Below are 24,835 nucleotides of genomic sequence, written 5' to 3'. Positions count from 1 at the left end.
CTCCCTCGTAGAGATTCGCCTATTCGAGTCTCATGCCGAGCATGCGAGATTTCCGGGAGGTACAGGCGATATCGGACCCTCCGAAATTGATATCGACATTCAAAGCAGTGGCAGCGGGACGACTGGGATGTTCGTCCTTCGGGCCAGCATTGAAATGCAAGAATCAATGGATGATGTCGAGCCAAAGACTTTGGCTTCGTACTCGTCTGCCTTTGGGGGGCTATACACGTTTGATGAGCCACTCCCCGAGGGAAGCGACGAGGCGGTCGATTCGTTCGGCCGGTGCGTTGCAAGTCTGGCCCTATGGCCCTACGTTCGCGCTGAAATTGCCCGACTATCGGAGCAAATGCACTTTCAAACACACATGACTCTGCCTCTCATGACCCAGCGTGATTTCGCCGATTTGTCCGACTAGTTGGAGCGGCAGCGACCCCAGCGAACCTGCTCGTCACGCATGCCCGACTCCTGGCAGCGCTAGGACCTCTTCGATTTCGCAATGCGGAGCAAGTCAGCCTTAGACCACAGACCGCTGGTTCGAGTACCGAAAAGTTCCGCAAGCTCATCAGACCCTCGACGGGTCAGGATTTCGGACAGCCGACGCCTAGTGATGTGCGTGGCGCCCACGGCCGTCATGTCCGCTATGACGTCCGCCAAGGGTTTGCGTGGGCGCTGCGTTGGCGTCTCCGCGGCGACCTTTCGTTCGAAGTCGAGTTCATCGACAGATGCGGCGCGCATGACTTCTTCAGCTTCGGAGAGGCTCGTTGTCGCCTGGAGCATTTGAGCCAAAGGAAATAACGCAAAGGCCGGATAGGCGACCACCCAAGTTTGCGGTGTGTGATCAGTGACCGGGACAGGGTCTCGCCCTCGGCGCATGGCGACGAATCCCCTCATGCCTCCGGCTCCTGCTGCCACCAAGGCCGAAGCCTCGGTGGGGTGCCAGGACAGGACGGGCTCAAGAGTCCGTACGTCATCCGGAGTGACGTGTCCAACCATCGCGGCCCCAGCGTCCTGCAAAAGCCCGAGCACATCTCCCTCCGGCAACTCAGCGTCAGCGCCCGGACCGAGAACCACCACGGTCGTTGGGATGCCAGTGCCAAGAGCAGCTGCCAAGGTGAGCGAGTCGGCGAGTGGACTGCGCAGACCGGGCTCTAGTCCGCGCGCCACGATGTCCCCGCCAACGTCGATCACGACGAGTCTCCCCACGTCCGCGGCCGCCGCAAGTCGCCGGAGTTGGTCTCGCAGGCCAATCGCTCCACCGTCGAGGTCGTGCAGGAAGATTCGTGCGCCGCTTGTCTTCACCAGTCGCGGGAGGACGGACCTACCCGGGGGCACAGTATCCGAGCTAGGGGTGACCTCGAACGGCTCACCATTGACGAGCGACAACCCCGTGAAGTCCGCCCGAGCACGTGGACCGGGTACCGGATCGATTCGCAGCCGCTCCCATGCGCAGGTCGAGACGAGAGCAGGACGTTCATCCGTGTCCCCTAAAGCGCGCCGGGCCAGCAGTGCGCCGACGGCATCGCCACCGCCGCCCGCTGCAACGTAGAGAGTCCTCATACGGGCGATTGTGTCTCGGGGTCGCTGCAAGCTCTACCCTTAAGTGGTATTAGCCAGATGAGGTGTGAGTGATGACCAGCCAAACCACCGCGAAGTTCCGCCGGATCGCCGACGACTTCCGCACGCGGATCCTCAGCGGTGAGCTCCGAGCGGGCGACGAGGTGCCGAGCGAGCGTGCCCTGGCGATCGAATACGACGTGTCCCGGCCGACCGCCACCAAGGCTCTCGCGCTTCTTCGCACGGAAGGTTTCCTCAACTCGGTCCAGGGTTCGGGTACGTTCGTTGCTGACCTCGATGTCCATCGGCGCCCGGGTGATCGGTATGCGCGGGCGAAGCGCGCTGGCCGGATCTACAGCGGGAATGAGCGAGCAGAGATCGTGGCCGCCGAGGTGGTCGAGCAGCCCCCAGCGCACGTGGTGCGTGGTCTCGCCCTCCCCGAGGGGACGGCTGCGATCCGACGACACCGGATCACGTGGGACGGGGACGAGCGGACCGAAGTGTCCACCTCGTGGTTCAGCGCACAACTGGCTTCCACGGCGCCACGCCTGCTGTCGACCGAGCGCATCCGCACGGGCACGGTGGCCTATGTCGAGGAACAGACAGGCCGCACTGCGCGGTACGCACGCGACCGAATGACCGCACGCTCGGCCGGTAAGGAGGACGCTGCCGAACTCGGCCTCGCCAAGCCCTCGACACCGGTCCTCGTGGTCGAGCACATCGTCTACGACGGGGCAGACGCTCCGATCGAGTTCGCCGAAGCGGTCTACCCTCCTGGCCGCTACACCGCCGAACAGCGGTACGACCTCACCTAGTGTCGCGCGTCTGAAGTTGTTTGACGGGTTGCGCGGGGGTCGGCGGTCTTGCCTCCAGGTGCTCGGGGGAGAGCCGTCCAGCCCTCTGACCGGGAGCTTGCGTGCAGCGGGCAATGTGGGCAGGATGAAGTTTAGTTCAGCATGAACTGTATTGTTCAGTGTATGTTGACTCTTACTTCCCGCTTGGATGCCATGCAGCGCCTGGGCCGGGCGATGGCCGACCCCACTCGCTCACGGATACTCCTGTCGCTTCTGGCGTGCCCAGCGCACCCGGCAGAACTCGCCAACGCTCTGGACCTGACGCGCTCGAACGTGTCCAACCACCTGGGGTGCCTGCGGGACTGCGGAATAGTGGTCGCCACCCATGAAGGCCGTCAGGCCCTCTACGAGATCGCTGACCCCCACCTCGCGCGTGCGCTCACCGAGCTGGTCGAGGTCAAGCTGGCCGTCGACGAGGACGCTCCCTGCCTCGACGTCACCTGCGATGTGCCCGGCTGCCATGAAGGGAGCACTAGGGCATGACGGTCACGGCACTGCTCCAAGCGATCGGGCTCTTCGTCGCGACCAACATCGATGACATCATCGTGCTCTCACTCTTCTTCGCCCGAGGGGCGGGGCGTCCGGGGACGACCGCGAAGATCCTGGCCGGGCAGTACCTCGGCTTCGTCGGGATCCTCGCCGCCGCACTGCTGGTGACCCTGGGGGCGGGGTGGGCACTGCCAGAGGAGACCATTCCCTACTTCGGGCTCATCCCCCTCGCGCTGGGCCTCTGGGCCGCATGGCAGGCCTACCGCGGCGAGGGCGACGACGATGATGCCGCCGTATCCGGCAAGAGCGTTGCAGTGGCGACCGTCGCCGGAGTCACCTTCGCCAACGGTGGAGACAATATCGGCGTCTATGTCCCGGTGTTCCTCAACATCAGTACTCCCGCTGTCATCACCTTCTGCATCATGTTCCTCGTGCTCGTGGCTGTGTTGGTGGCCATGGCCAAGTTCGTCGCCACGCGTCGACCCATCGCCGAGGTCCTGGAACGGTGGGAGCACATCCTCTTCCCGATCGTCCTGATCGGACTGGGCGTCGCGATCCTCGTCGGTGGCGGCGCGTTCGGCCTCTAGTGTCGCGCGCCTGAACTGGTTTGACGGGTGGCGTGAGGCAGGATCTCCTCGGCGGTCTTGGTCCAGATGAATGGGTGGCAGCGCTCGTTCCAGCCGTCGATGAAGGTGCTGATCGCTGCGACGAGTTGCTTGACGCTGTCGAAGGAGCCGCGGCGGATGGCCTGTCGGCTGATGATCCCGAAGAAGACCTCGACGAGGTTGAGCCAGGACCCGCTGGTCGGGGCGAAGTGCAACGTGATCCGCGGGTGCTTGGCCAGCCACTGCTTGATGTCCTCGTGCTTGTGCGTGTGGTAATTGTCCAGGACCACGTGCAGCTCCCGGCGCGGGTAGGCCCTGGCGACCTTCTTGAGGAAGTCGAGGAACTCGGCCTTGCCGTGCCGGTCGTAGCACTGGTCGGTCACCGCACCGGTGGCCACCTCAAGAGCGGCGAACAGCGTGGTGGTGCCATTGCGCTTGTAGTCGTGGGTCGCCTTCTCCGGCAAACCCGGTCGAAGCGGCAGGATCGGCGCGGTCCGGTTCAAGGCCTGGATCTGGGACTTCTCATCCACGCACAGCACGACCGCCTTCTCCGGCGGGTTCAGGTACAGCCCGACCACGTCGCGGACCTTGGCCTCCAGTTCCGGGTCGGTGGAGAACTTGAACGTCTCCCGCCGCCACGGCTTGACCCCGTACTTGCGCCAGGCGCGGGCCACAGTGGCATCCCCGATCCCCAGGTGCTGGCCCAGCAGCCGCGAGGACCAATGCGTCACCCCGAGCCTGGCCGGTGGCGGCTCAAGCGTGGTGGCGATGATCCCGGCATCATCGACGCGTTTCGGTCGGCCCGAACGCTCCTCGTCCTCCAGGCCAGCGAGCCCGTCGACGGCGAACCGGTCACGCCACTTGATCACCGTCGGACGCGAGGTCCCGACCTGCCGAGCCACCGCAGAGGTGCCCGCCCCCGCCGCGACGGCCAGCACGATCCGCGCCCGCTGCGCACGTCCCGCCGGCAACGTGCGCGACCGTGTCCACGAGGTCAGGGTCGCACGATCCTCATCGCTGATCTCCAGAGCAGGTGACGGCATACGCCATCATCCCATACTGTCAATGAATTAATGACGCGCGACACTAGCGGACTCATCCGAAACTCACCGCCGCACCGCTTGACCATCCAACTGGTATATGCCACCTTGGAATAACTGGCATATACCACTTAGGAGTGAGTGACATGGCAATGCAGCGTCGGTTCCCGGTTGGTCACGCGGATGTCTTTCCCGCGGGTGCGTTCTTGAAGGGGGGTGTGGAGCCGGTGGCGGACTTCAACGCGGAGCGGCGTGCGGATGGGTCGAGGCCGCAGCAGCTGGACAAGGACACGGGGTTGCCGTTGTGGCAGGTGATGGTCCTGGACGCGGATGAGGAGGCCGGCAAGAAGGAGACGGCGATCTCGATCAAGATCGCAGCGAAGGTGCAGCCGGTCCCTCCGGAGAACACGACGCCGTTCCCGTGGACGCCGGTGGAATTCGTCGGCCTGACGGCCCTGCCGTACGTCGATGACAACGGCAACCGCCCCCGGCTGGCCTGGTCCTTCCGTGCGGAGTCGTTGAAGGCACCGGGCAAGACCGCCGCCTCGTCTGCGGAGAAGGCGGCTTGAGATGGCACGGCCAGTGGGTGCAGGGGCGTGGGCGTCCGCCCTGGGTGTGAGCGAGAACGCCGTTCCGGGCGTGCTGTTCGGTCTGGTGCGCACGTTGCGGGACATCGATGAGCGGGTGATGAACGTGCGCAACCTCGTCCACTCGGGTCCGGACCCCGATCTGGACACGGCACTGCTCGTGATGGAGCGGGCAGCGCACGAGGCCACCGCCCAGATCGAGGACGCACACCGGGAGGTCGCGCGCGATGCGTGAGCACCCCCAGCGGCCACAGGGCGGTCTCGGCGATGACGTGGTTTCCGTTGTCGTGGAGGCCGCCCTGCGTGCGTGCTGGCTCCTCGTACGTGGCGCGTGGTGGCTGGCGGTGTCGGCGGCGCGTCACCCGGTGGCGGCGGTCGTGGTCGTGCTCGGGGTGCTGATCTGGCGCAGGGTCAGCCCGACTCTGGTCGTGGCTCTCGTCGTCGCCGCCGTCCTAGGTCTCATCGTGTGGCGGGTGGCGTACCCGGACTCGTTCGGGCGGCTGGCTCGGCCTCGGCTCTCCCAGGCGTGGCGGCTTCCGGCCTATCGGCTGTACTGGCCGCACGTGGCCAGCCGGTGCGGGCTGGTGGTCACCCCTCGGAGCGAGGACCACACGGCGTGCGAGGTGGCGAAGCTGCGTCGCCTCCAGGTCACCCCGGCCGGGATCGAGCGGCTGCTGGTCCAGGTGCCGGTGGGGTTGACCTTCGATGACGTGGCGGCTCGGGTCGAGGCGGTCGGCCAGGCGTTCGGCTCGCGGTCGGCTCGGGTGGCGCCTGCTCGCCCGGGGAGGGTGTGGATCGAGTTGGTCCGTCGCGACGTGCTTGCTCGCGTGGTCTCGCCCATCGCCTCGACGGGCACGGACCTCGCGGGTCTGCCGGTGGGGTTGGCCGATGACGGCGGCCCGTGGCGGATGCGCCTGTCGGGCACGCACACCCTGATCGCCGGGGCCACGGGGTCCGGGAAGGGCTCGGTGCTGTGGTCGCTGATGGCCGGTCTGGCTCCGGCGTTGCGGGACGGCTGGGCGCAGGTGTGGGCCATCGACCCCAAGGGGGGCATGGAGCTCGGTCTCGGGCGGGGCTGCTTCGCGCGGTTCGAGGGCGGCGACGCGGAGGCGATGTGTGACCTCCTCGAGGAGGCGGTGAAGGTCAAGGGCGAGCGGGCGGCTCGGTTGGCGGACACCGGGCAGCGGTTGCACTCCCCCACTGCGGATGACCCGCATCTGGTGATCGTCGTGGACGAGCTGGCGACGTTGACCGCCTTCGCCGAGCGGGCCGTGACGCGCCGCATCGACCAGGCGATGGGCCTGCTGCTGACGCAGGGCCGCGCGGTGGGCATCAGTGTCGTGGCGGCGGTGCAGGACCCCGGCAAGGACGTGGTCACGTGGCGGGACCTCTTCCCGACCCGGATCGCGTTGCGGGTGGACAACCCGATCCAGGTCGACATGGTGCTCGGCGAAGGAGCACGGGACAGCGGTGCCAGAGCGGACGAGATCAGCGAGCTGATGCCCGGCGTCGGGTACGTGCGCGTGGAGGGCACTCGCGCGATCCGCCGTGTGCGCTCGGCGTACCTGACCGATGACGACGTGGTGGCCCTGGCTAAGAGCATCCCGGCGCACGCACCCCTCGGCCACACCGGGGAGAGCGACGAGGGCGGTGAGGCGGCATGAAGCGGCTACGCAGTGCCCAGGTCGGCAACGGCACGAGCAGAGACGTCCGACAGCGGGTCTATGGCACGCCGGTTTGCGGGGTGACGGCTTCGCCCTCGCTGGCATCGCGGCTCGATGCGTGGGGATGGCGCATCGACGGGGTGTGCACGGACGCTACGGATGGTGGTGCGGCGTGGTTCGCCCCGGACGGCTCGCTGGCCTCCCGTGCCGCTCGGCGGGCCTGCCGCTCCTGCCCGGTGCAGCGGGTGTGTTTGGCGTCGGCGTTGTGGTTTGGCGAGGAGTACGGCATCTGGGGTGGCACCACCCCGGTGCAGCGGGAGGCAATGACGGCGCGGCTGCTTCGTGGGGAGTCCCTCGACGGTCTCGTGGGGTGGAGCGACGACGAGGTTCGCGATGACACGGCCTGAGGCCATGTCCACGGCCGGGACGTCGCATGGCGGGTTCCCGGGGTACGGCGATGCCTCGCCCCTCGACCTCGACCACGCGGGAGCCTCCGCACGTCGGGGCATGGTCGACCGGCTCCTGGGCGGGACCTTCGAGGCGTGGTCGGATGCGGCCGCCCGGGTGGGGCACTGCGCTCAGCCGATCAAGCTGGTGGGCTCATCGAGCCGGGTGGAGCGGGCCACGGGCGAGGTGGTCTCCAGCTACTCCTCGACGCAGGAGCCTTTCGGCGTGACGTACGTGCGGTGCGGCAACCGGCGGGCCAGCGTCTGTCCGGCGTGCTCGCGGATCTATGCCCGCGACACCTTCGAGATGATCCGCGCCGGGGTGGTCGGCGGCAAGAGCGTCCCGGAGCGCGTGAGCGGCAACCCGCTGGTGTTCCTGACCTTGACAGCTCCCTCCTTCGGTCCGGTGCACACAGCGAAGGGTGGGCAGCGGTGCCGTCCTCGGGATGGCCACGAGGTGTGCGAGCACGGCCGCTCGGTGGCGTGCTGGCAGGCACACGAGAGCGACGACCTCGACGTGGGGACACCGATCTGCCCGGACTGCTACGACTACACCGCGCACGTGATCTGGCAGTGGTGGGCACCGGAGCTGTGGCGGCGCTTCACCATCACAACCCGGCGCGTGGTCGCCCGGGCGATGGGTGTCCCGGCCTCGCGGCTGCGGGAGGTCGCGACGTTGCAGTATGCGAAGGTCGCGGAGTACCAGGCGCGGGGTGTGGTCCACTTCCACGCGTTGGTGCGACTCGACGGTCCGAAGACCGCTGACGGGTACGCGCCTGGCCCTGAGGGTGTCTCGGCTGGGGTGCTGGCGGGGATGCTCGAGGACGCCGCTGGCCGCGTGGGGTTCGATGCGCCGCCGTGCGCCGGTCATGACGTGGGGCGGTTGCGCTTCGGCGCCCAGGTCGATGCCCGCTCGGTGACGGCGACGCGCGTGGATGACCCGGACGCTCCGCTGGTGGGTGAGCAGGTGGCCGGCTATCTGGCGAAGTACGCGACGAAGGCGGCCTCGGACACGACCGATCCGCGTCGCGCGTCGGGGCACTATCGGCGGCTGCGGGCCACGATCGATGACTTGGCGGCGCATCGCTGGCCGGAGGACGAGTACGAGCTGCTGGGCAAGTGGACGCACATGCTCGGCTTCCGGGGGCACTTCTCCAGCAAGTCGCGGTGCTACTCGATCACCCTCGGCGCCCTGCGTCGCGCTCGACAGCGGTGGCAGCGCATCGCCGCCGACAGCGGGCGGGACGGGCGTGAGATGCCGGTCCTGGACTTCGCAGATCTGATGGCCGACGAGGAGGAGGAGACCACCCTCGTCGTTGGCTCCTGGACCTACGTCGGGACCGGATGGGACACCGACGCGGATACCGCTCTGGCACTGGCGGCAGCAGACCGTGCCCGCGCTTACGACCAGTGGCGAGCGGAGAAGGCACGGACGACACCAAAGCGATGACTGAGAGAGAGGGATTCAGATGTGCAATCGACATGACCCGCTGTGGACCATTCAGGACGTGGCGACGTTCCTCGGGATACCCGTGGGCACGCTCTACGATTGGCGCTGCCGTGGCGAGGGACCGCCCGCCTTCAAGGTGGGTCGGCGGCTGCGCTACCGCGAGACCGACGTCTTCGCATGGCTCGAAGAGCAGACGGCAGCGTGAGCCATGGGACGTCAGGGACTGGCCCCTGGTGAGTGGGGCTCGATATCGACGGTACGGGTGACCACTGCCTCCGGAACGGCCTACAAGAGCCGCGCATGGTTCCGGGGCTTCGACGGTCGCCGTCGTCGCATGGAGCGTTGGGGTACATCGCAGGCGGCGTCGCAGCGTGCTTTGGCCACCGCGTTGCAGGATGCCGCGACGGCGGGCGTGGGTCGGCTGACCGCGCGAGACACCTTGGACGAGGCGGTGCGGCAGTGGCTGGACGACCTGGAGCAGCTGGTGCGGATGGATCAGCGATCACCGGGCACGGTGCAGACCTACCGGCGGCAGTGGAAGCGCAGTGTCTCTCCGGCCCTGGGCAATCTGCGGCTCGGTGAGGTGACCACGCCGGTTGTCGACCGCTTCCTGGTCGACCTGCACGAGCGGGTGGGGCCGGCGACCTCGCGTACGGCCCGCGCGGTGATCTCCGGCGCGATGGGCCGTGCCGTGCGTGAGGGCGCCATTCGGTTCAACCCGACCCGCGAGGTTCGTCGCCTGAGCACTGCTCCGCGTCGTCGGCCTCGTGCGCTGACCGAGCAGGAGCGGGCGGCGTGGTTCCTCGCGGTGACCCGTGACCCACGTGCGGTCTCGCGTGACCTGCCGGACCTGTGCGCCTTCATGCTGGCCACGGGTCTGCGGCTCGGCGAGGTCGTCGCGGTCCTGTGGTCGGAGATCGACCTGGAGGAGGGTGCTGTGGAGGTGACCTCGACATTGATCCGGGTGACCGGGCAGGGCGTCATCCGCAAGGCCACGAAGTCGTCCGCGGGGAAGCGTCGCCTCCCCCTTCCGCAGTGGTGCGTGGCGATGCTGCGGCGGCGTGCTGAGGTCGGGGTCGGTCCGGATGAGCCGGTCTTCGGCACGATCGACGGGGGCTTTCGTGAGCCACGCACGGTCAGCCGCTGGCTTCACGAGGTCCGCGCGGACAGCGACCTGGAGTGGGTGACCTCGCACGCTTGGCGCAAGACGACGGCGAGCATCCTCGACGGGTCGGGTGTGACCGCGCGGATCATCGCCGATCAGCTCGGCCACTCGCGGGTGTCGATGACCCAGGACGTCTACCTCGGGCGCGGCGAGCAGGATCCTCGGGTGCTCGCGGCGCTCGAAGCGGCGAACCCACGGCCCCCTTCGCTTCCCCAAAGTGGAGGCGAAAGTGGAGGCTCGGACGACGTAGAGGGCGGTGAGTGACGTGTCTGCCCTGCTCAGAGAGCTGGCGGGGGGACTCGAACCCCCAACCACCTGTTTACAAGACAGGTGCGCTGCCAATTGCGCCACGCCAGCACGCCCGGACGGGAAAACCGGGACCGCGGCATCCTAGCCCGCGACCCCGGTCCCCATCGAGTCACCGTCCTCAGAGGACGTGACGGTTGAGGAAGCTCTGCAGGCGTGTGGTCGTCTGCGGCCCCCAGATGCCGTCGACGCCGGCGCCCACCTTGCGCTGCAGGGCACGGGTGGTGACCGGGCCGATGATGCCGTCGCGGTTCACGCCCAGCTTGGCCTGGAGCGCGGCGCGGTCGTGCTGGTTGAGGGTGCCGTCCTGCGAGCGCCCCACCCACTTCTCGATGGCGGCGTTGGTCTTGGGACCGCGGATGCCGTCGACGACGAGCTCACCGGCGATCGTGGTGCGTCCGGAGTCCCGGGAGGGGCGATCCTGACCGGTGCGCGGGTCGACCGCCAGACCGTTCGCGACCGTCAGGCCCGCGCGCCGCGAGCAGACGGGCCACGCCCCCGGGCCCTGCACCTTGAGCACTTCCTGGGCGATCTCGATCTGCTGAGCCTTGGTGGCGCGGTCAGCGGTGTAGGCGTACTTCTGCCCGCCGAAGCCCTTCCAGGTCTGGAAGGAGAACTGCAGGCCGCCGTAGTAGCCGTTGCCGGTGTTGATGCTCCAGTTGTTCGTCGACTCGCACTGGGCGACGCGGTCCCAGACGGTCCCGGACGCGCCGGCACCGGTGGCGACGACCACTCCACCGGCCGCGAGCGCGCCCACGGTCAGGGTGGCGCCGGTGAGCTTCAGGCGACGGCCACGGCGCGACGCCGGCTGGTCGGGGAAGTCGTTGGTGCTGAACATGAATGGTCCCTTCAGGCAGAGCGCGGGCAGGGGTCCCGCACAGATCCGTCAGCGACGCTAGGGACTCATGAGTCACACAAACAACACTTGCCACATAAATACAGACCTGTAACTCCAACCACATGACGGGCCCGCGTGGGCGGTCTGCGCACCGACTTCGATCGCACGTCGATGCCCGGACACGACGAAGGGGGCGCCGCACCCGTAGGTGCGACGCCCCCTTCGAGGGTGCTGAGTCAGGCTCAGTTGTTGTTGAGGTACGTCTGCAGCGCGGCGGTGGTCTTCGGACCCCAGATGCCGTCCTGCGTCGCGCCAACCAGCTCCTGGAGGGCGCCGGTCGTGATCGGGCCGACGATGCCGTCCTGGGCCGTGCCGACCTTGGCCTGGAGGGCCTTGACGTCGTCGGAGCTCAGGTTGCTGTCGACGCTGCCGCCGACCCACTTCTCGACGGCGGCCTTGGAGTTCGGGCCGAAGATGCCGTCGACAGCGAGCCCACCGGTGCGGGCCTGGCTGCGGGAGGCGCCCTGGTCAGCGGGACGCTCCTGGGTCTGCTGCTGCGGGGCGGGCTCCGGGGCCGGGGCCTGCTCCTGCGTCGGGGCCGGGACCGGGGCCGGGGCCTGCTCCTGCGGAGCCGACTCCTGGGCCGGAGCGGCGGAGCCGCCGGTCATGCCGTTGGAGCTGGTCAGACCAGCCTTGACGGAGCAGACCGGCCATGCGCCGGGGCCCTGGGCCTGCAGCGTCTTCTTCGCGACCTCGATCTGCTGGGCCTTGGTGGCCTGGTGAGCGTTCGGGGCGTACTGACCGCCACCGAAGGCCTGCCAGGTGGAGGTGGTGAACTGCAGGCCACCGTAGAAACCGTTGCCGGTGTTGATGGACCAGTTGCCGCCGCTCTCGCAGGCTGCGACGGCGTCCCAGACGCCGCTGGACGTCGAGGCGTTCGCGCTGGAGGCGGTGGCGATGGAGCCAACGGCCGCGGTGGCACCTGCGACCGCGACACCGGCGATCCGCCGGCGGGTCGGGGAGGCGGCAACGGCCGTGACGTGCTTGGGGGAGTAGAACATGCGGTGGGTTTTCCTTCCACGGAGTTCAGGGGGCTTCGTGGTGAAGCTGCCAGAAGGTCTGGCTCATTCGCGGACGTTGGAACGTTACCGTCCTGTGACCAAATAGGTCAAACCTCGTGACCGAGTGTCGCTAGACGATCTCCCAGCCGTCGTCCGTGCGCCGGTCGCTCTCGGCCTCCACGGCCTGCTTCCTCCGCTGTGCGACCTGGGCGTCGAAAGGGGCAGCAAGCCTGTCTCCCAACGTTGCTCCGGTCGCGATCGCCATGATCACACCCAGCGAGGAGAAGACCGAGATCAAACCCTGCTCGAGGTTGTACCCGCCCGCGGAGCTGGTCAGGTGGTACAGGCCGACGAAGATCCCGAGGCCGGGGTAGAGGCCGAAGGAGGCCGGCACGAAGAGCGTGATCGGCGGGGAGTCCATGCGCAGCGCGATCAGCCGGGCGAAGAAGCCGATGACCACGGCGGCGATCCCGGTGGCCGTCACCCGGCCCAGGCCCGCCTGCGTGGAGACGAGCGCGACGGCGACCCCGAGCGCACACAGCAGACCGGCAGGCGGGAGCATGCGTGGGTTGTTCTGCAGGGTGAGGGCACCGGCGAAGCCGATGAACACCGCTCCCACGACGACGATCGGCACGGGGGCCGATGCCCACGCGAGCTTGTCGATCCCCGGAGGCGTGAAGCCCAGCTCGAACGTGAGCGCCAACTGCAGGCTGATCCCCAGACCACCGGCGACCCCGATGATCAGGCCCAGTGTGTGGAACATCACCGCGAACAACCGCGCCGTCCCGGTCACCGGAAAGCCCGACAGCAGATCCTCCGTGGCCGAGGTGAGGGTGCGCGAGGGCAGCAGCGCAACGATGCCACCGGCGACGACGAAGGCGAAGTCCACCCCGTCGATCGGCCCGAACACGTAGGCGACGAAGGCGATGACCGTGGCCAGCGCACCGCCCAGGGCACCGAGGTAGAAGTCCGGCAGGTCGATCCGCCCGACCCACCCGGCGAGCAGGATGATCAGCACGCCCGAGAGCATCGCCAGGAGCACGCCGTAGATGCTGGCACCGAGGATCAGTGCGATACCGCCGGCGACGCTTCCCTCGCCGAGGGCGACCACCCAGCGCGACCACGTCCGCCGCGTGGAGTTGATCTCCTTGATCTTCGCGTCGGCCTGCTCGACGTCGATCTCCCCGGAGATCAGATCATCGACGAGAGCGTGCACGAGAGACAGACGGGCGAAGTCCTGTCGTGGCTGGCGCACCACGCGCAGCCGCGAGATCGTCTGCCCCGACGGCGTACGGCACTGCATGTGCAGGGACTGCATCGTCAGGTCGACGTCGAGGTCCTCCAGCCCGGCGGCGACGCCGACGGCGATCGCGGCGGTCTCGACGCCACTGGTGCCGGAGCCGCAGCGCAGCATCAGCTCCGCGACGCGGAGCGCGAGGTCGAGGGCGGTGGTCGCGGCCTGCTCCTCCGCGACCGCGCGCGTGACGCGGGGGTCACGGTAGGGCGTGCCGCGCAGGGAGCCGCGCAGCGGGATCGTCTGGGTCGGCGTCTCGCCGCGCAGCAGCGGGCGCAACCGGGGACGGTGCTCGCGCCGCGGCGTCGGCGCCGTCTTCTCCCGCTTCGGCTTGGACTTCGGCCGGGGCACCGGCTTGTCCCGGCGAGGCGTCTCCGTCACCTGCTCCGGTCCGGGTTCCTGACGTGGCCGCGGCACGGGCTCGGTCTTCACGGCCGGCCGGAAGCGCGAGTCACGGCGCCGCTTGCCCACGGGCACGGCCGTCACCGTCTGCTCGGACGCGGAGGCACCCGGCCCCGAGGACGCGGAGGCACCCGGCCCCGAGGACGCGGAGGCATCGGGCCCCGAGGACGCGGTGGAGGACATCTGCGGCAGGTCGTCCCGCGTGCGGTCCTGCCGGAACATGGAGGCGTCGAAGCCGCGACGGGGCCGCGGGGGTGGGGGTGGCGTCATCATCGGGTGGGCAGCTGCTCCGGGCCGGGCAGGGGCGAGACGGGACCGGGCCACCACGAGATGTCGAGCGCGCCGGCCACGAGGGCACCGAGCACCCCGACGGCGAGGACGACGAGCACGGCGACGACCACGAGACGCACGGCCGGGATGCCGGTGACGCTGCGGGCGAGGCTACGGCTGCCGCGGCGCAGGCTGGGGCCGCCCGGCCCCCACCACCCCACGAGCAACGCGAGCAACGCCCCCGCCGCCAGCGGGAGCGGCGATTCCAGACGCACACCGAGTCCGTCCAGGGCACTCTGCCCCAGCGCGGCCGCGAGCACTCCCGCGGCACCGACGGCCAGGGGCAGCAGTGCCGTCACCACCGCCTGGAGAGCCCCGACGAGCAGGTGCCAGGGGCTGGCCAGCGCGGCCACGACCCCGTCGCTGCGGCGCGGGCCGGCAACATGGCGCCGTCGCACGGTGCTCGTCATCGACGTGTCGACGGTACGCGCCAGCCAGGACCAGGCGAGGGCGGCGCCCAGGCCGACCCACGGTGCGGCGGCGAACAACGCGACGCATGCGGCCAGCAGGGCGGCGAGCACGTCGGAGCGTCGCGCCCTGCCGATGCGGGGGTCGCCGGGCCTGTCGGGGTCGGTCCCGACCGAGCCGGGCCACGGACTGTAGGCCGCTTGGGGAGCAGCCACCGGGGCCGGGGCGGGAGGAGGGGGGTTCGGGTCCCGCCAGTCGCCCTGACCCCAGGGGGCGGGCGGCTCGACCGGCGCCGCCGCGGGCGTGGCCATCACTCGCGTCGAGCCCTGCTCGAGGGTGCGGGTGCGCTGCGGCAGGACCTCGGTCACCGGCCGGCCGTGGGCCCAGGCATCGAGGCCGGTGAGCACCTCCTGCGCGTCCGGGCGGCGGGATGCGTCCGGATCGAAGCAGGCGTGCAGCAGCGGAGCCAGCCCGGGATCGACGTCGCGCAGGTCTGCGTCGCCACGGAACACCCGGGCGAGGACGGCCTCCATCCCGCCCCGGCCGAAGGGCGGCCGGCCGGTCGCCGCGAAGACGAGGGTGGCCGCCCACCCCCACCAGTCCGTGGCAGCGGTGACGTCGCCCCCTTCGACCAGCTCGGGCGAGAGGTAGCCGGGGGTGCCCATGACCAGCCCCGTCATGGTCATCCGCGAGCTCTCCGCCACATGGGCGATGCCGAAGTCGATGACGACCGGGTCGCCGTCGAGCATCAGGACGTTGCCGGGCTTGAGATCGCGGTGGATCACACCCACGCCGTGGATCGCGCGCAGGGCGTCGACGAGGCCCCGCGCGAGGGAGAGCAGCGCCTGCGGCCCGAGCGGACCCTCGTCACGCACCAACTGGTCGAGACTCGGACCGGGGACGTACCGGGTGACGATGTAGGGGCGATCGCCCTCGAGGTCCGCGTCGAAGACCGGGGCGATCCGGTCCGAGCGCACCCGGGCGAGCGTGTCGACCTCGCGGGCCAGTCGGGACCGGGCGTCCTCGTCGTGGGCCACGTGCGGGCGCAGCACCTTGACCGCGACCGCGCGTCCGCGCTCGTCGAGCGCCAGGTGAACGACGCCCATGCCACCCTGCCCGAGTTCCTGCAGCACGCGGTAGCGACCGATCGTCTCGAAGTGCGACACTGCGGTCTCACCACGCTCCTGCGGGGACGGATCCTCCCCCAGCACCTGTGTCGTCATGCCACCAGCCTAGAAGGCCGTGGTTGGATGATTGCGGAGAAATGCCTGTGTGGTGGCTGTGACCTGCAGTCACTGCGTGATGTAGGCCTCCAACTGGTCCCGCTCGGCGGCCAGGTCGCGGATGCGGTGCTTGACCACGTCACCGATGCTGACGATGGCCACGAGCGTGTCGTCCTCCACCACCGGGACGTGGCGGATGCGCCGCTCGGTCATCCGGGCCGCGAGGTCGCGCACCTCGTCCTGGGTGGTGCAGGTGTGCACGTCGGCGGTCATGATCGCGCTGACCGGCTCGTCGAGGACGGCCGCGCCGAGGCTGTGCAGCCGGCGGACGACGTCCCGCTCGGAGACGATGCCGTCGACCACACCGTCCCCGCTGGAGACGACGACGGCCCCGATGCCGTTGTCGGCGAGGAGCGTGAGGAGAGCGGCCACAGTGTCGTCCGGGCCGATGGTGACGACATCAGAGCCCTTGTTGCGCAGAACGTCCGAGATCTTCATGCATCAACATTAGTGCTCCCGACGCCCCGGCGGAAGGCCATCGCCATAGGGTGGGAGGATCATCGATCCTGGAGGTGCGTCCCATGACGGCCCAGCGCGTGTTCGATCTGGTCATCGCCGCCAACCGACTCCCGGTGGACCGCGTCGTCGGAGACGACGGCTCCTCCGAGTGGCACCGCTCCCCCGGGGGGCTGGTCACCGCGATGGACTCGGTGATGCGTCACCGCGAGGGCGCCTGGGTGGGGTGGGCCGGCGAGACCGGCGAGGCCCCCGAGCCCTTCGAGGACGCCGGGATGTGGCTACACCCCGTCCCGCTGTCCGAGGACGAGCGTGAGACCTTCTACGAGGGCTTCAGCAACGACACGCTCTGGCCGATCTACCACGACGTCATCGTCCCGGCCCACTTCCACCGCGAGTGGTGGCGCTCCTACCGCACGGTCAACGAGCGCTTCGCCGACGCGGTGTGCGAGGTGGCCGCACCGGGCGCCAAGGTGTGGATCCACGACTACCAGCTGCAGCTGGTGCCCGCGATGGTCCGCGAGCGCCGCCCCGACGTGCGGATCGGCTGGTTCAACCACATCCCCTTCCCTCCGGTGGAGCTGTTCGCCCAGCTCCCGTGGCGCTCGCGCATCCTCGAGGGCCTGCTGGGCGCCGACTACCTCGGCTTCCAGCGCACCCCCGACGCGCAGAACTTCCTGCGGGCCTGCCGCCAGCTCGACGGCCGCACGACGAAGGGGGACCTGGTCAGCACGCAGGACCCGGACGGCACGGGCCGCCGGGTCCGCGCCTCCGCCGTCCCGATCAGCGTCGACTACCACGGACTCGAGGAACTCGCCCGCACCGAGTCGGTCCGGGAGCGCGCCAGGGCCATCCGCGCCTCCCTCGGCGACCCGGAGGTGGTGATGCTCGGTGTCGACCGGCTCGACTACACCAAGGGCATCCGCCACCGCCTCAAGGCGTACGAGGAGCTGCTCGCCGACGGCACGATCTCCTCACCGGAGGTGACCTTCATCCAGGTGGCCACCCCGAGCCGGGAACGCGTCGCGGCCTACCAGCACCTGCGCACCGAGGTGGAGACGGTCGTCGGCCACATCAACGGCGCCTACTCCGCCATCGGCGCACCGGCCGTGCACTACCTCCACCAGAGCTACCCCCGCGAGGAGATGGCGGCACTCTTCCAGGCGGCCGACATCATGCTCGTCACCCCCCTTCGCGACGGGATGAACCTCGTGGCCAAGGAGTACGTCACCTGCCGTCACGACGACGGCGGTGCGCTCGTGCTCAGCGAGTTCACCGGCGCCTCGCACGAGCTGCGGCAGGCCTTCGTGTGCAACCCGCACGACATCGAGGGACTCAAGCAGGTCATGCTGCACGTGATCTCGCTGCCGGCGAAGGACAAGCGGCGGGCGATGCGCGCACTGCGCCGGCGGGTCGCCGACAACGACGTGCAACGGTGGGCCGACACCTTCCTGACCAACCTCGAGACGGCGCCGGAGCGACCCTCCCGCCCCACGACGAAGGGGGCCTGAGTGGACCGCGGCATCGGCGAGGCCATCGCGGCGGTCACCGCGCGTCCCCGGCTGCTCGTGGCGACGGACTTCGACGGGGTGCTCGCCCCCTTCGTCCGCGACCCGTTGGACGCCCGACCGCAGCCCGGCACGATCGAGACGATCACCGCGCTGTCCGCCGCCGCGGACACCTGGACCGCGGTCGTCTCCGGGCGTGACCTCGCCACCCTCACCGACCTGACCGGGCTCGGCGGGTCCGCGACGACGCTCATCGGCAGCCACGGCGCGGAGACCAGCCGCGCCCGGCAGCGGCCCAGCGGCCACCAGCACGACGCCCGTCTGGCTGCACTGCGCGCCTACGTCGAGCCGACGGTCACCGGCCGTGACCCGCGGATCCGCCTGGAGCACAAGCCGACCGCGCTCGTGATGCACACCCGCGGTCTCCCCGCGGACGCGGTCCGCATCGCCGAGGAGATCGCCGCCGAGGCCGCCAAGGTCTCCGGCGTCCATCTCCTCACCGGCAAGGACGTGCACGAGCTGAGCGTGGTGGATGCCGACAAGGGCACCGCCCTGCGTGCCCTCGCCGGTGATCTGCACGTCGACGCGGTCGTCTACCTCGGCGACGACGTCACCGACGAGCACGTCTTCACCGTGCTCGGTCAGCAGGACCTGTCCATCAAGGTCGGTCCCGGCGAGACCGCTGCCCGGGTGCGCCTCGAGGACTGCACCGAGGTCCCGGCGGTCCTGACCGCCCTCGCCGCAGCCCGGGCCGACCGCACGGACTGAGGGGGCCCCCGTGCCGCTGGACATCTCCGCAGCCCGTCCCGACCCGGCACTGCTCGACCTCCCGTGGTCGCTCCCCCTCCAGGAGTGGCCCGCCGACCTCCTCGCCGCCCTGCCCCGCGGCATCTCCCGGCACGTCGTGCGGTTCGCCCACCTCTCCGGCGGCATCGTCGCGGTCAAGGAGATCAAGGCCGAGCTCGCCCGCGCCGAGTACCGGATGCTGCGCTCGCTGCAGCGTCTCGACCTGCCGTGCGTGGTGCCGCTCGCCGTCGTCTCGGGACGCACCGACGCCGACGGCCGGCCGTTGGACGCCTGCTTGGTCACCCGGCACCTGCAGTTCTCCCTCCCCTACCGGGCCCTGTTCAGTCAGCAGCTCCGTGCCGACACGACCGACCGCCTCGCCGACGCCCTCGCCGTCCTGCTCACCCGGCTGCACCTGGCCGGCTTCTTCTGGGGGGACGTGTCCCTGTCCAACACACTCTTCCGACGCGACGCCGGCGCCTTCTCCGCCTACCTCGTCGACGCGGAGACCGGTGAGCTGCACGACACGCTGAGCGCCGGGCAGCGCGAGCACGACCTCGACCTCGCCCAGGTCAACATCGCCGGGGAGATGATGGACCTCGCCGCGGCCGGCCTGCTCCCCGAGGGACTCGACCCCATCGCGGTCTCGCACGGGATCATCGAGCGCTACCGCGGACTGTGGCAGGAGCTGACCGGCGACGAGTGGTTCGAGGCCGGCGAGCGCTGGCGGGTGGACGAGCGCATCCGTCGGTTGAACTCCCTCGGCTTCGACGTCGACGAGCTGGCCATCACCACCGACCTCGAGGGCACCCACGTGCGCATCGAGCCGAAGGTCGTCGACGCCGGGCACCACAGCCGCCGGTTGCTGCGCCTGACCGGGCTCGACGTCGAGGAGAACCAGGCCCGCCGACTGCTCAACGACCTCGACTCCTACCGTGCGGCGACCGATCGACAGGGTGACGACGAGTCGATCGTCGCCCACGACTGGCTCACCCGCATCTACCAGCCGACGACGCGAGCGGTCCCGCGAGAGATGCGCAGCAAGCTGGAGCCCGCCGAGGTCTTCCACGAGATCCTCGAGCACCGGTGGTACCTGGCCGAGCGGGCCGGCCACGACATCCCCATCGAGGACGCGCTCACCGACTACCTCCGGGAGGTGCTGCCCGGCAAGCCCGAGGAACGGGCCGTGCTGGGCACGGACACGCAGGTACTGCCCGGGACGGACCCGGAGGACGCATGACGAAGGGGAGGGTCGCCGTGCCGGCGCCCCTCCCCTTCGTGCGTGGTCCGGGTGGTCAGACCCGCGATGCCTTGTGGGCCCGGAACCAGGCCGTGGAGTCCTTCTGCCAGAGGAAGAACGTCGCCGCCGTGCCGGCGATCAGCACCAGGAGGCTGACGACGAGGGTCAGCGCCTGCGTGGGCTGCGCGAGGCTGACGAGGAAGGAGACGATGTAGAACGCGAAGAGCACCGTCGCCACGATGCGCGCCCAGCCCTTGCCCTTGCCGGTGAGCCAGGCCATGAGCAGCCACAGGACCACGCCGACGATGCCGATGAAGGCGCTGAACCCGACCCCCAGGGCCACGGCCGCGTCGACCGTGTTGTCGGTGTAGGCGACCCCCTGCCGGTCGAGCTCCTCCCGGATCTGGGCGCGCATGTCGTCCATCCCCACGAACGCGGTCAGGACGGTGAGCAGATGCAGCACCGCACCGGCCCACATGGCGTACTTCGCACGGACGATCGACGGGGGCGCGCTCGTCATGACGTGACCACCCGGGGACGAGTACTCGGGAGCCGGCTGGAAGCCGGACGGGGTGTCGCCGTCGGACGACGGGGGTGGGGGCATGGCTGACATCGAAGATCCCTCCTGGCCTGGCGAGGGCCCCTGCGACCCCCGCTCTGCCCGAACCCCATCATGCGCCGGGCGCTGGATCAATCACGCCCCGGCGTTGCGCAGGCGGGCGATCTCGTAGAGCGTCACGCTGGTCGCGATGCCGGCGTTCAGGGACTCGACCGCACTGCTCATCGGGACCGAGACGATCTGGTCGCAGGTCTCGCGCACGAGGCGGGTCAGGCCCTTGCCCTCCGAGCCGACGACGACCACGAGCGGGGAGGTCGCCAGCTCCAGCCCGGGCAGCTCGACGTCCCCGTCCATGTCGAGCCCGACGACGAAGAACCCGGCCTTGCGGTAGTCCTCGAGCGCGCGGGTGAGGTTCGCGGCCTGCGCGACCGGCAGGCGCGCAGCGGCACCGGCGGAGGTCTTCCACGCCGACGCGGTCATGCCGGCGCTGCGCCGCTGCGGGACGACGACGCCGTGGCCACCGAAGGCTGCCGTCGACCGCACGATCGCCCCGAGGTTGCGCGGGTCGGTGATCGAGTCGAGCGCGACGACGAGCGGGACACCCGGCAGCGACGAGTCGATGAAGTCCTTCGGGTGCGCGTACTCGTACGGCGGCACCTTGATCGCGATGCCCTGGTGCACGGCACCGTCGGTGAGCCGGTCCAGCTCCTGGCGTGACGCCTCGAGGATCGGGGTCCCGGCGGCGACGGCCATCTGCAGCGTCTCCTTGACCCGCTCGTCGCTGTCGATGCGGTGCGCGACGTACATCGTGGTCACCGGTAGCTGCGAGCGCAGTGCCTCCAGGACGGAGTTGCGCCCGGCGACGACCTCGGTGGAGGCGGTCTTCTTGCGCGGAGGCTTCATGGGGCGCTTCTGGTCCGTCTTGGCCTTGTACGCCTTGTGGTTCGGGCGCTCGCTCGCCTTGGGCGTCGGGCCCTTGCCCTCGAGGCTCTTGCGGCGCTGGCCGCCCGTGCCGACCTGCATGCCCTTCTTCGACCCGGACCGGCGCACGGCGCCACGTCGTTGGCTGTTGCCGGCCATCAGTGCTCCTTCTTCAGGCTCCACCGGGCGCCGCCCGGTGTGTCCTCGACGGTGATCCCGGCCCCGACGAGGCCGTCGCGGATCCGGTCCGCGGTCTCGAAGTCGCGCGCGGCGCGGGCATCGGCGCGCGCGTCGACCTGCATGCGCACGAGGGCGTCGAGCGCCTCGTGCAGCTCCTCCTCGCGGCTGCCGCCGGCGCCACCCCAGGTGGCCGACAGCGGGTTGATCCCGAGGACGTCGGTCATCGCCAGGACCGTGGCCGCGATCTCCGCGGCCTCAGTCCGCCCCCCTTCGTCCAGCGCGGTGTTGCCCTTGCGGACGGTCTCGTGGATCACGGCCAGCGCGCCGGCGACCCCGAGGTCGTCGTCCATCGACTCGGCGAACTCCACGGGGATGGCCACCTGCGGGTCGGCCTCGACGACCGGCTGGCCGGGCAGGGCCCGGCGCAGGAAGCCGGCGATGCGCTCGACGGCGGAGCCGGCCTCGTCGAGCGAGCCCGGGTGGTACTCGATCATCGAGCGGTAGTGCGCGGCGGTGAGGAAGTAGCGCACGGTCAGCGGGTCGTGGTCACGCACGAGCTGTTGGACCTCGAGGGCGTTGCCCAGGGACTTGCCCATCTTCTCGCCCTTGACCGTCACCCAGCCGTTGTGCAGCCAGTAGTTGGCGAAGTCGAGCCCGGCCGCCCGGGACTGGGCCTGCTCGTTCTCGTGGTGGGGGAAGCGCAGGTCGATGCCACCGCCGTGGATGTCGAAGGTGTCACCGAGGTACTTGCGGGACATCGCGGAGCACTCGAGGTGCCAACCGGGCCGGCCCTCGCCGTAGGGCGTCGGCCAGTTGGCGCTGGCCGGCTCGTCGGCCTTGCGCCCCTTCCACAGGGCGAAGTCGCGCGGGTCGCGCTTGCCCCGGGGGTCCGCGTCGTCGGCGGCGACCATGTCGTCGAGACCCTGGTTGCTCAGCTCGCCGTAGTCCGGCCAGCTCCTGACGTCGAAGTAGACGTCGCCGCTGCCGTCCTGCGCCGGGTAGGCGTGGCCGCGCTCGACGAGGGCGTCGATGAGGGTGACCATCTCGGTGATGTGCCCGGTGGCGCGCGGTTCGTACGTCGCGGGGAGCACGCCGAGCAGGTCCAACGCCTCGGTGGTGTAGCGCTCGTTGCGGTAGCTGAGGGCGAACCAGTCCTCACCGTTCGCGGCCGCCTTGCGCAGGATCTTGTCGTCGATGTCGGTGACGTTGCGCACCAGGGAGACGTCGTAGCCGTGCCCGCGCACGAGCCAGCGCCGCAGCACGTCGAAGGCCACGGCGAAGCGCAGGTGACCGATGTGGGGTGCGCCCTGCGTCGTGAGGCCACAGATGTACATCCCCACCCGGCCGGGTGTGACGGGGACGAAGTCCCGCTGGGTACGCGTTGCGGAGTCGAAGAGCTGCAGGGTCACGCGTCAAGGCTAACCGTCGCCGGTCGCGTACCGGTCCCCGGAGGAGCGGTGCACCCGTCCCCGGGACGACGAAGGGGTGGGCCCGATCGTGGTCGGGCCCACCCCTTCGCGACGGCATCGCGCGTCGTCGCGGTCACGCCCCCTCGGGACGCTCCCAGTCCGGTTCGCGCGCAGCCTCGTCGCCGATCGTCGTGTCCGGTCCGTGGCCGGTGTGCACGACGGTCTCGTCGGGCAGCGTCAGCAACTTCTCCCGGATCGAGACGACGATCCGGTCGTAGTCGCTGTGGGAGCGGCCGCCCGTCGCACCCGGCCCGCCGTTGAAGAGGGTGTCGCCGGAGAAGACGACGCCGAGCCCGGGCGCGTGCAGGCTGCAGGCGCCGGGTGCGTGGCCCGGCGTGTGCAGCACGTGCAGGTCGGTCCCGGCGACGGTGATGACCTGACCGTCCGCGAGCTCCCCGTCGGGGGCTCGGTCCGGGTAGGTCAACGCCCACAGGGGCGCCTCGTCCGGGTGCACCCAGATGGGCGCCTGCTTGGTGTCGGCGACCTCGGCGGCGACGTTGACGTGGTCGTTGTGCGCGTGGGTGCACACCACGGCCAGCAGCGTGCGCTCCCCGATCGCCTCGAGGATCGGCGCGGCCTCGTGCCCGGCGTCCAGGACGATGCACTCGCTGTCGTCGCCGATGATCCAGACGTTGTTGTCGACCTCCCAGGAGCCCCCGTCGAGCTCGAAGGTGCCGGAGGTGATGACCTTCTCGATCCGTGCGGACATCAGACCATCACCACCGAGCGCAGGACGTCACCGGAGTGCATCTTGTCGAAGGCGGACTCCACATCACCCAGCCCGATGCGCTCGGTGACGAACGCGTCGAGGTCGAAGCGCCCCTGCTGGTAGAGGTCGACGAGCATCGGGAAGTCCCGGCTGGGCAGGCAGTCGCCGTACCAGCTGGACTTCAGCGACCCTCCGCGACCGAAGATCTCGATCATCGGCAGGGTCACCTCCTTCTCGGGGGTCGGGACGCCCACGAGAACCACCGTGCCGGCGAGGTCGCGGGCGTAGAAGGCCTGCTCGTAGGTCTGCGGCAGGCCGACCGCCTCGACGACGACGTCGGCGCCGAAGCCGCCGGTGAGCTCGCGGATTCGCTCGACGGTGTCCTCGCTGCTCGCGTCGACGACGTGCGTGGCGCCGAAGCCCTTGGCGATCTCGAGCTTCCGCGGGTCGGTGTCGACGGCGATGATCGTCGTCGCCCCCGCGATGTGTGCACCGGCGATGGCGGCGTCACCGACACCACCGCACCCGATGACGGCGATCGAGTCGCCGCGGGTGACCCCGCCGGTGTTGACGGCCGCTCCGTAGCCGGCCATGACGCCGCAGCCCAGCAGTCCCACGGCCGCGGCGTCGGCGGACGGGTCGACCTTGGTGCACTGGCCGGCAGCGACGAGGGTCTTCTCGGCGAAGGCCCCGATGCCCAGCGCGGGCGTCAGCGGTGTTCCGGCCATGTCACCGTCGGCCAAGGTCATCGCCTGGGTCGCGTTGTGGGTGTCGAAGCAGTACTGCGGCTCACCCTTGGCGCAGGCGCGGCACTGGCCGCAGACGGCGCGCCAGTTGAGGATGACGAAGTCACCGGGAGCGACGTCGGTGACGCCCTCCCCCACGGCCTCGACGTGGCCGGCGGCCTCGTGGCCCAGGAGGAAGGGGAACTCGTCGTTGATCCCGCCCTCCCGGTAGTGCAGGTCGGTGTGGCAGACCCCGCAGGACTGCACCTTGACGACGGCCTCGCCGGGCCCGGGGTCGGGGACGAGGATGTCGACGAGCTCGACATCCGCTCCCTCCGAGCGGGCGATGACTGCCTTGACGGTCTGGGACACGACGCGACTCCCTTCGCTGGTGGGGTGACCCCTGTGGTGAGGCCCCCATCCTGTCCCACGGGCGAAGGGAGGGACACCCCTGCGGCACGCATCGGCACCCGGACGCCCGTCGGGGTGCGCGACGTCGGTCTTTC

General features: G+C 69.8%; 25 protein-coding genes and 1 tRNA gene. 13 read left to right on the top strand and 13 right to left on the bottom strand.

Going from position 1 to position 24,835, the window contains the following annotated elements:
• Positions 1–474: 474 nt before the first annotated feature.
• A complete protein-coding gene (locus V1351_RS16265) occupies positions 475–1,557 on the bottom strand; it encodes a DUF1152 domain-containing protein (protein WP_422388993.1) in 1,083 nt (360 codons plus the stop codon).
• A gap of 71 nt (positions 1,558–1,628) precedes the next feature.
• On the opposite strand from V1351_RS16265, the gene V1351_RS01435 reads away from it, so the two are divergent.
• The 3 genes from V1351_RS01435 (at position 1,629) to V1351_RS01425 (ending at position 3,484) form a co-directional block, all read left to right on the top strand.
• Complete coding sequence (locus tag V1351_RS01435) at positions 1,629–2,369, top strand: GntR family transcriptional regulator (protein ID WP_338750036.1); 741 nt, start codon at positions 1,629–1,631, stop codon at positions 2,367–2,369.
• Positions 2,370–2,531: 162 nt separating this feature from the next.
• Positions 2,532–2,891, top strand: coding sequence for a Cd(II)/Pb(II)-sensing metalloregulatory transcriptional regulator CmtR (cmtR, locus tag V1351_RS01430; RefSeq protein WP_050671804.1), 360 nt, complete (start codon positions 2,532–2,534; stop codon positions 2,889–2,891).
• On the top strand, positions 2,888–3,484 hold the full coding sequence (locus tag V1351_RS01425) for a cadmium resistance transporter (RefSeq protein WP_151523381.1): 597 nt from the start codon (positions 2,888–2,890) through the stop codon (positions 3,482–3,484). The genes cmtR and V1351_RS01425 overlap by 4 nt, the downstream gene beginning before the upstream one ends.
• Here V1351_RS01425 and V1351_RS01420 read toward each other — a convergent pair.
• Positions 3,481–4,545, bottom strand: a complete 1,065-nt coding sequence (locus V1351_RS01420) for an IS630 family transposase (protein ID WP_338750027.1) — start codon at positions 4,543–4,545, stop codon at positions 3,481–3,483. The genes V1351_RS01425 and V1351_RS01420 overlap by 4 nt on opposite strands.
• 143 nt (positions 4,546–4,688) lie before the next feature.
• On the opposite strand from V1351_RS01420, the gene V1351_RS01415 reads away from it, so the two are divergent.
• The 7 genes from V1351_RS01415 to V1351_RS01385 are packed head-to-tail and all read left to right on the top strand — an operon-like array spanning position 4,689 to position 10,118.
• Positions 4,689–5,111, top strand: coding sequence for a plasmid replication, integration and excision activator (locus V1351_RS01415; RefSeq protein ID WP_338750025.1), 423 nt, complete (start codon positions 4,689–4,691; stop codon positions 5,109–5,111).
• Position 5,112: 1 nt separating this feature from the next.
• Complete coding sequence (locus tag V1351_RS01410) at positions 5,113–5,364, top strand: hypothetical protein (protein WP_338750023.1); 252 nt, start codon at positions 5,113–5,115, stop codon at positions 5,362–5,364.
• Positions 5,357–6,793 (top strand): FtsK/SpoIIIE domain-containing protein, encoded by a 1,437-nt coding sequence (locus tag V1351_RS01405; RefSeq protein WP_338750021.1) that lies wholly within the window; start codon positions 5,357–5,359, stop codon positions 6,791–6,793. Before V1351_RS01410 ends, V1351_RS01405 begins: the two co-directional genes overlap by 8 nt.
• Positions 6,790–7,200 (top strand): WhiB family transcriptional regulator, encoded by a 411-nt coding sequence (locus tag V1351_RS01400; protein ID WP_338750019.1) that lies wholly within the window; start codon positions 6,790–6,792, stop codon positions 7,198–7,200. Before V1351_RS01405 ends, V1351_RS01400 begins: the two co-directional genes overlap by 4 nt.
• On the top strand, positions 7,187–8,689 hold the full coding sequence (locus V1351_RS01395) for a replication initiator (RefSeq protein ID WP_338750017.1): 1,503 nt from the start codon (positions 7,187–7,189) through the stop codon (positions 8,687–8,689). The genes V1351_RS01400 and V1351_RS01395 overlap by 14 nt, the downstream gene beginning before the upstream one ends.
• Positions 8,690–8,747: 58 nt before the next feature.
• Positions 8,748–8,894, top strand: a complete 147-nt coding sequence (locus tag V1351_RS01390) for a helix-turn-helix domain-containing protein (RefSeq protein ID WP_277238874.1) — start codon at positions 8,748–8,750, stop codon at positions 8,892–8,894.
• 57 nt (positions 8,895–8,951) lie between these two features.
• Positions 8,952–10,118 carry a tyrosine-type recombinase/integrase gene (locus V1351_RS01385; RefSeq protein ID WP_338750008.1) on the top strand — a complete coding sequence of 389 codons (1,167 nt, stop codon included), beginning with the start codon at positions 8,952–8,954 and terminating at the stop codon, positions 10,116–10,118.
• A 20-nt stretch (positions 10,119–10,138) separates the two neighbouring features.
• Here the strand turns inward: V1351_RS01385 and V1351_RS01380 are convergent.
• The 6 genes from V1351_RS01380 to V1351_RS01355 form a co-directional block, all read right to left on the bottom strand.
• Positions 10,139–10,211, bottom strand: a tRNA-Thr gene (locus V1351_RS01380).
• A gap of 70 nt (positions 10,212–10,281) precedes the next feature.
• Positions 10,282–10,998 (bottom strand): transglycosylase family protein, encoded by a 717-nt coding sequence (locus V1351_RS01375; protein ID WP_338750006.1) that lies wholly within the window; start codon positions 10,996–10,998, stop codon positions 10,282–10,284.
• A gap of 242 nt (positions 10,999–11,240) precedes the next feature.
• Positions 11,241–12,059, bottom strand: a complete 819-nt coding sequence (locus V1351_RS01370) for a transglycosylase family protein (protein WP_338750004.1) — start codon at positions 12,057–12,059, stop codon at positions 11,241–11,243.
• 130 nt (positions 12,060–12,189) lie between these two features.
• A complete protein-coding gene (locus V1351_RS01365; RefSeq protein ID WP_338750002.1) occupies positions 12,190–14,028 on the bottom strand; it encodes a threonine/serine exporter family protein in 1,839 nt (612 codons plus the stop codon).
• The gene (locus V1351_RS01360) at positions 14,025–15,716 is read right to left on the bottom strand and encodes a serine/threonine-protein kinase (RefSeq protein WP_338750000.1); all 1,692 of its coding nucleotides are present in this window, start codon (positions 15,714–15,716) and stop codon (positions 14,025–14,027) included. Before V1351_RS01360 ends, V1351_RS01365 begins: the two co-directional genes overlap by 4 nt.
• Positions 15,717–15,785: 69 nt before the next feature.
• Entirely contained in the window at positions 15,786–16,214 is a 429-nt protein-coding gene (locus V1351_RS01355; RefSeq protein ID WP_338749998.1) for a CBS domain-containing protein, read from the bottom strand.
• 83 nt (positions 16,215–16,297) lie between these two features.
• Here V1351_RS01355 and V1351_RS01350 point away from each other — a divergent pair, with 83 nt between their 5' ends.
• Genes V1351_RS01350 through V1351_RS01340 form a run of 3 tightly spaced genes read left to right on the top strand, consistent with a single transcriptional unit; the run spans position 16,298 to position 19,766 of the window.
• Positions 16,298–17,743, top strand: a complete 1,446-nt coding sequence (locus V1351_RS01350) for an alpha,alpha-trehalose-phosphate synthase (UDP-forming) (protein ID WP_338749996.1) — start codon at positions 16,298–16,300, stop codon at positions 17,741–17,743.
• Positions 17,744–18,508, top strand: a complete 765-nt coding sequence (otsB, locus tag V1351_RS01345) for a trehalose-phosphatase (protein ID WP_338749994.1) — start codon at positions 17,744–17,746, stop codon at positions 18,506–18,508.
• 10 nt (positions 18,509–18,518) lie between these two features.
• Positions 18,519–19,766: a DUF4032 domain-containing protein gene (locus V1351_RS01340; protein WP_338749992.1), complete on the top strand. Its 1,248-nt coding sequence runs from the start codon at positions 18,519–18,521 to the stop codon at positions 19,764–19,766.
• Between the two features lie 55 nt (positions 19,767–19,821).
• Here the strand turns inward: V1351_RS01340 and V1351_RS01335 are convergent, their stop codons facing one another.
• The 5 genes from V1351_RS01335 to V1351_RS01315 form a co-directional block, all read right to left on the bottom strand.
• Positions 19,822–20,370, bottom strand: a complete 549-nt coding sequence (locus tag V1351_RS01335) for a hypothetical protein (RefSeq protein WP_338749990.1) — start codon at positions 20,368–20,370, stop codon at positions 19,822–19,824.
• Between the two features lie 90 nt (positions 20,371–20,460).
• The gene (gene rlmB, locus V1351_RS01330; RefSeq protein ID WP_338749988.1) at positions 20,461–21,405 is read right to left on the bottom strand and encodes a 23S rRNA (guanosine(2251)-2'-O)-methyltransferase RlmB; all 945 of its coding nucleotides are present in this window, start codon (positions 21,403–21,405) and stop codon (positions 20,461–20,463) included.
• A complete protein-coding gene (gene cysS, locus V1351_RS01325; RefSeq protein WP_338749986.1) occupies positions 21,405–22,835 on the bottom strand; it encodes a cysteine--tRNA ligase in 1,431 nt (476 codons plus the stop codon). Before cysS ends, rlmB begins: the two co-directional genes overlap by 1 nt.
• Positions 22,836–22,968: 133 nt before the next feature.
• A complete protein-coding gene (locus tag V1351_RS01320; protein ID WP_338749984.1) occupies positions 22,969–23,604 on the bottom strand; it encodes an MBL fold metallo-hydrolase in 636 nt (211 codons plus the stop codon).
• Positions 23,604–24,701, bottom strand: coding sequence for an S-(hydroxymethyl)mycothiol dehydrogenase (locus tag V1351_RS01315; RefSeq protein WP_338749982.1), 1,098 nt, complete (start codon positions 24,699–24,701; stop codon positions 23,604–23,606). The genes V1351_RS01320 and V1351_RS01315 overlap by 1 nt, the downstream gene beginning before the upstream one ends.
• Positions 24,702–24,835 lie beyond the last annotated feature (134 nt).

The organism is Janibacter sp. A1S7 (assembly GCF_037198315.1).
GTDB lineage: Bacteria > Actinomycetota > Actinomycetes > Actinomycetales > Dermatophilaceae > Janibacter > Janibacter alittae.
This window is presented reverse-complemented; position numbering and strand designations above follow the sequence as displayed.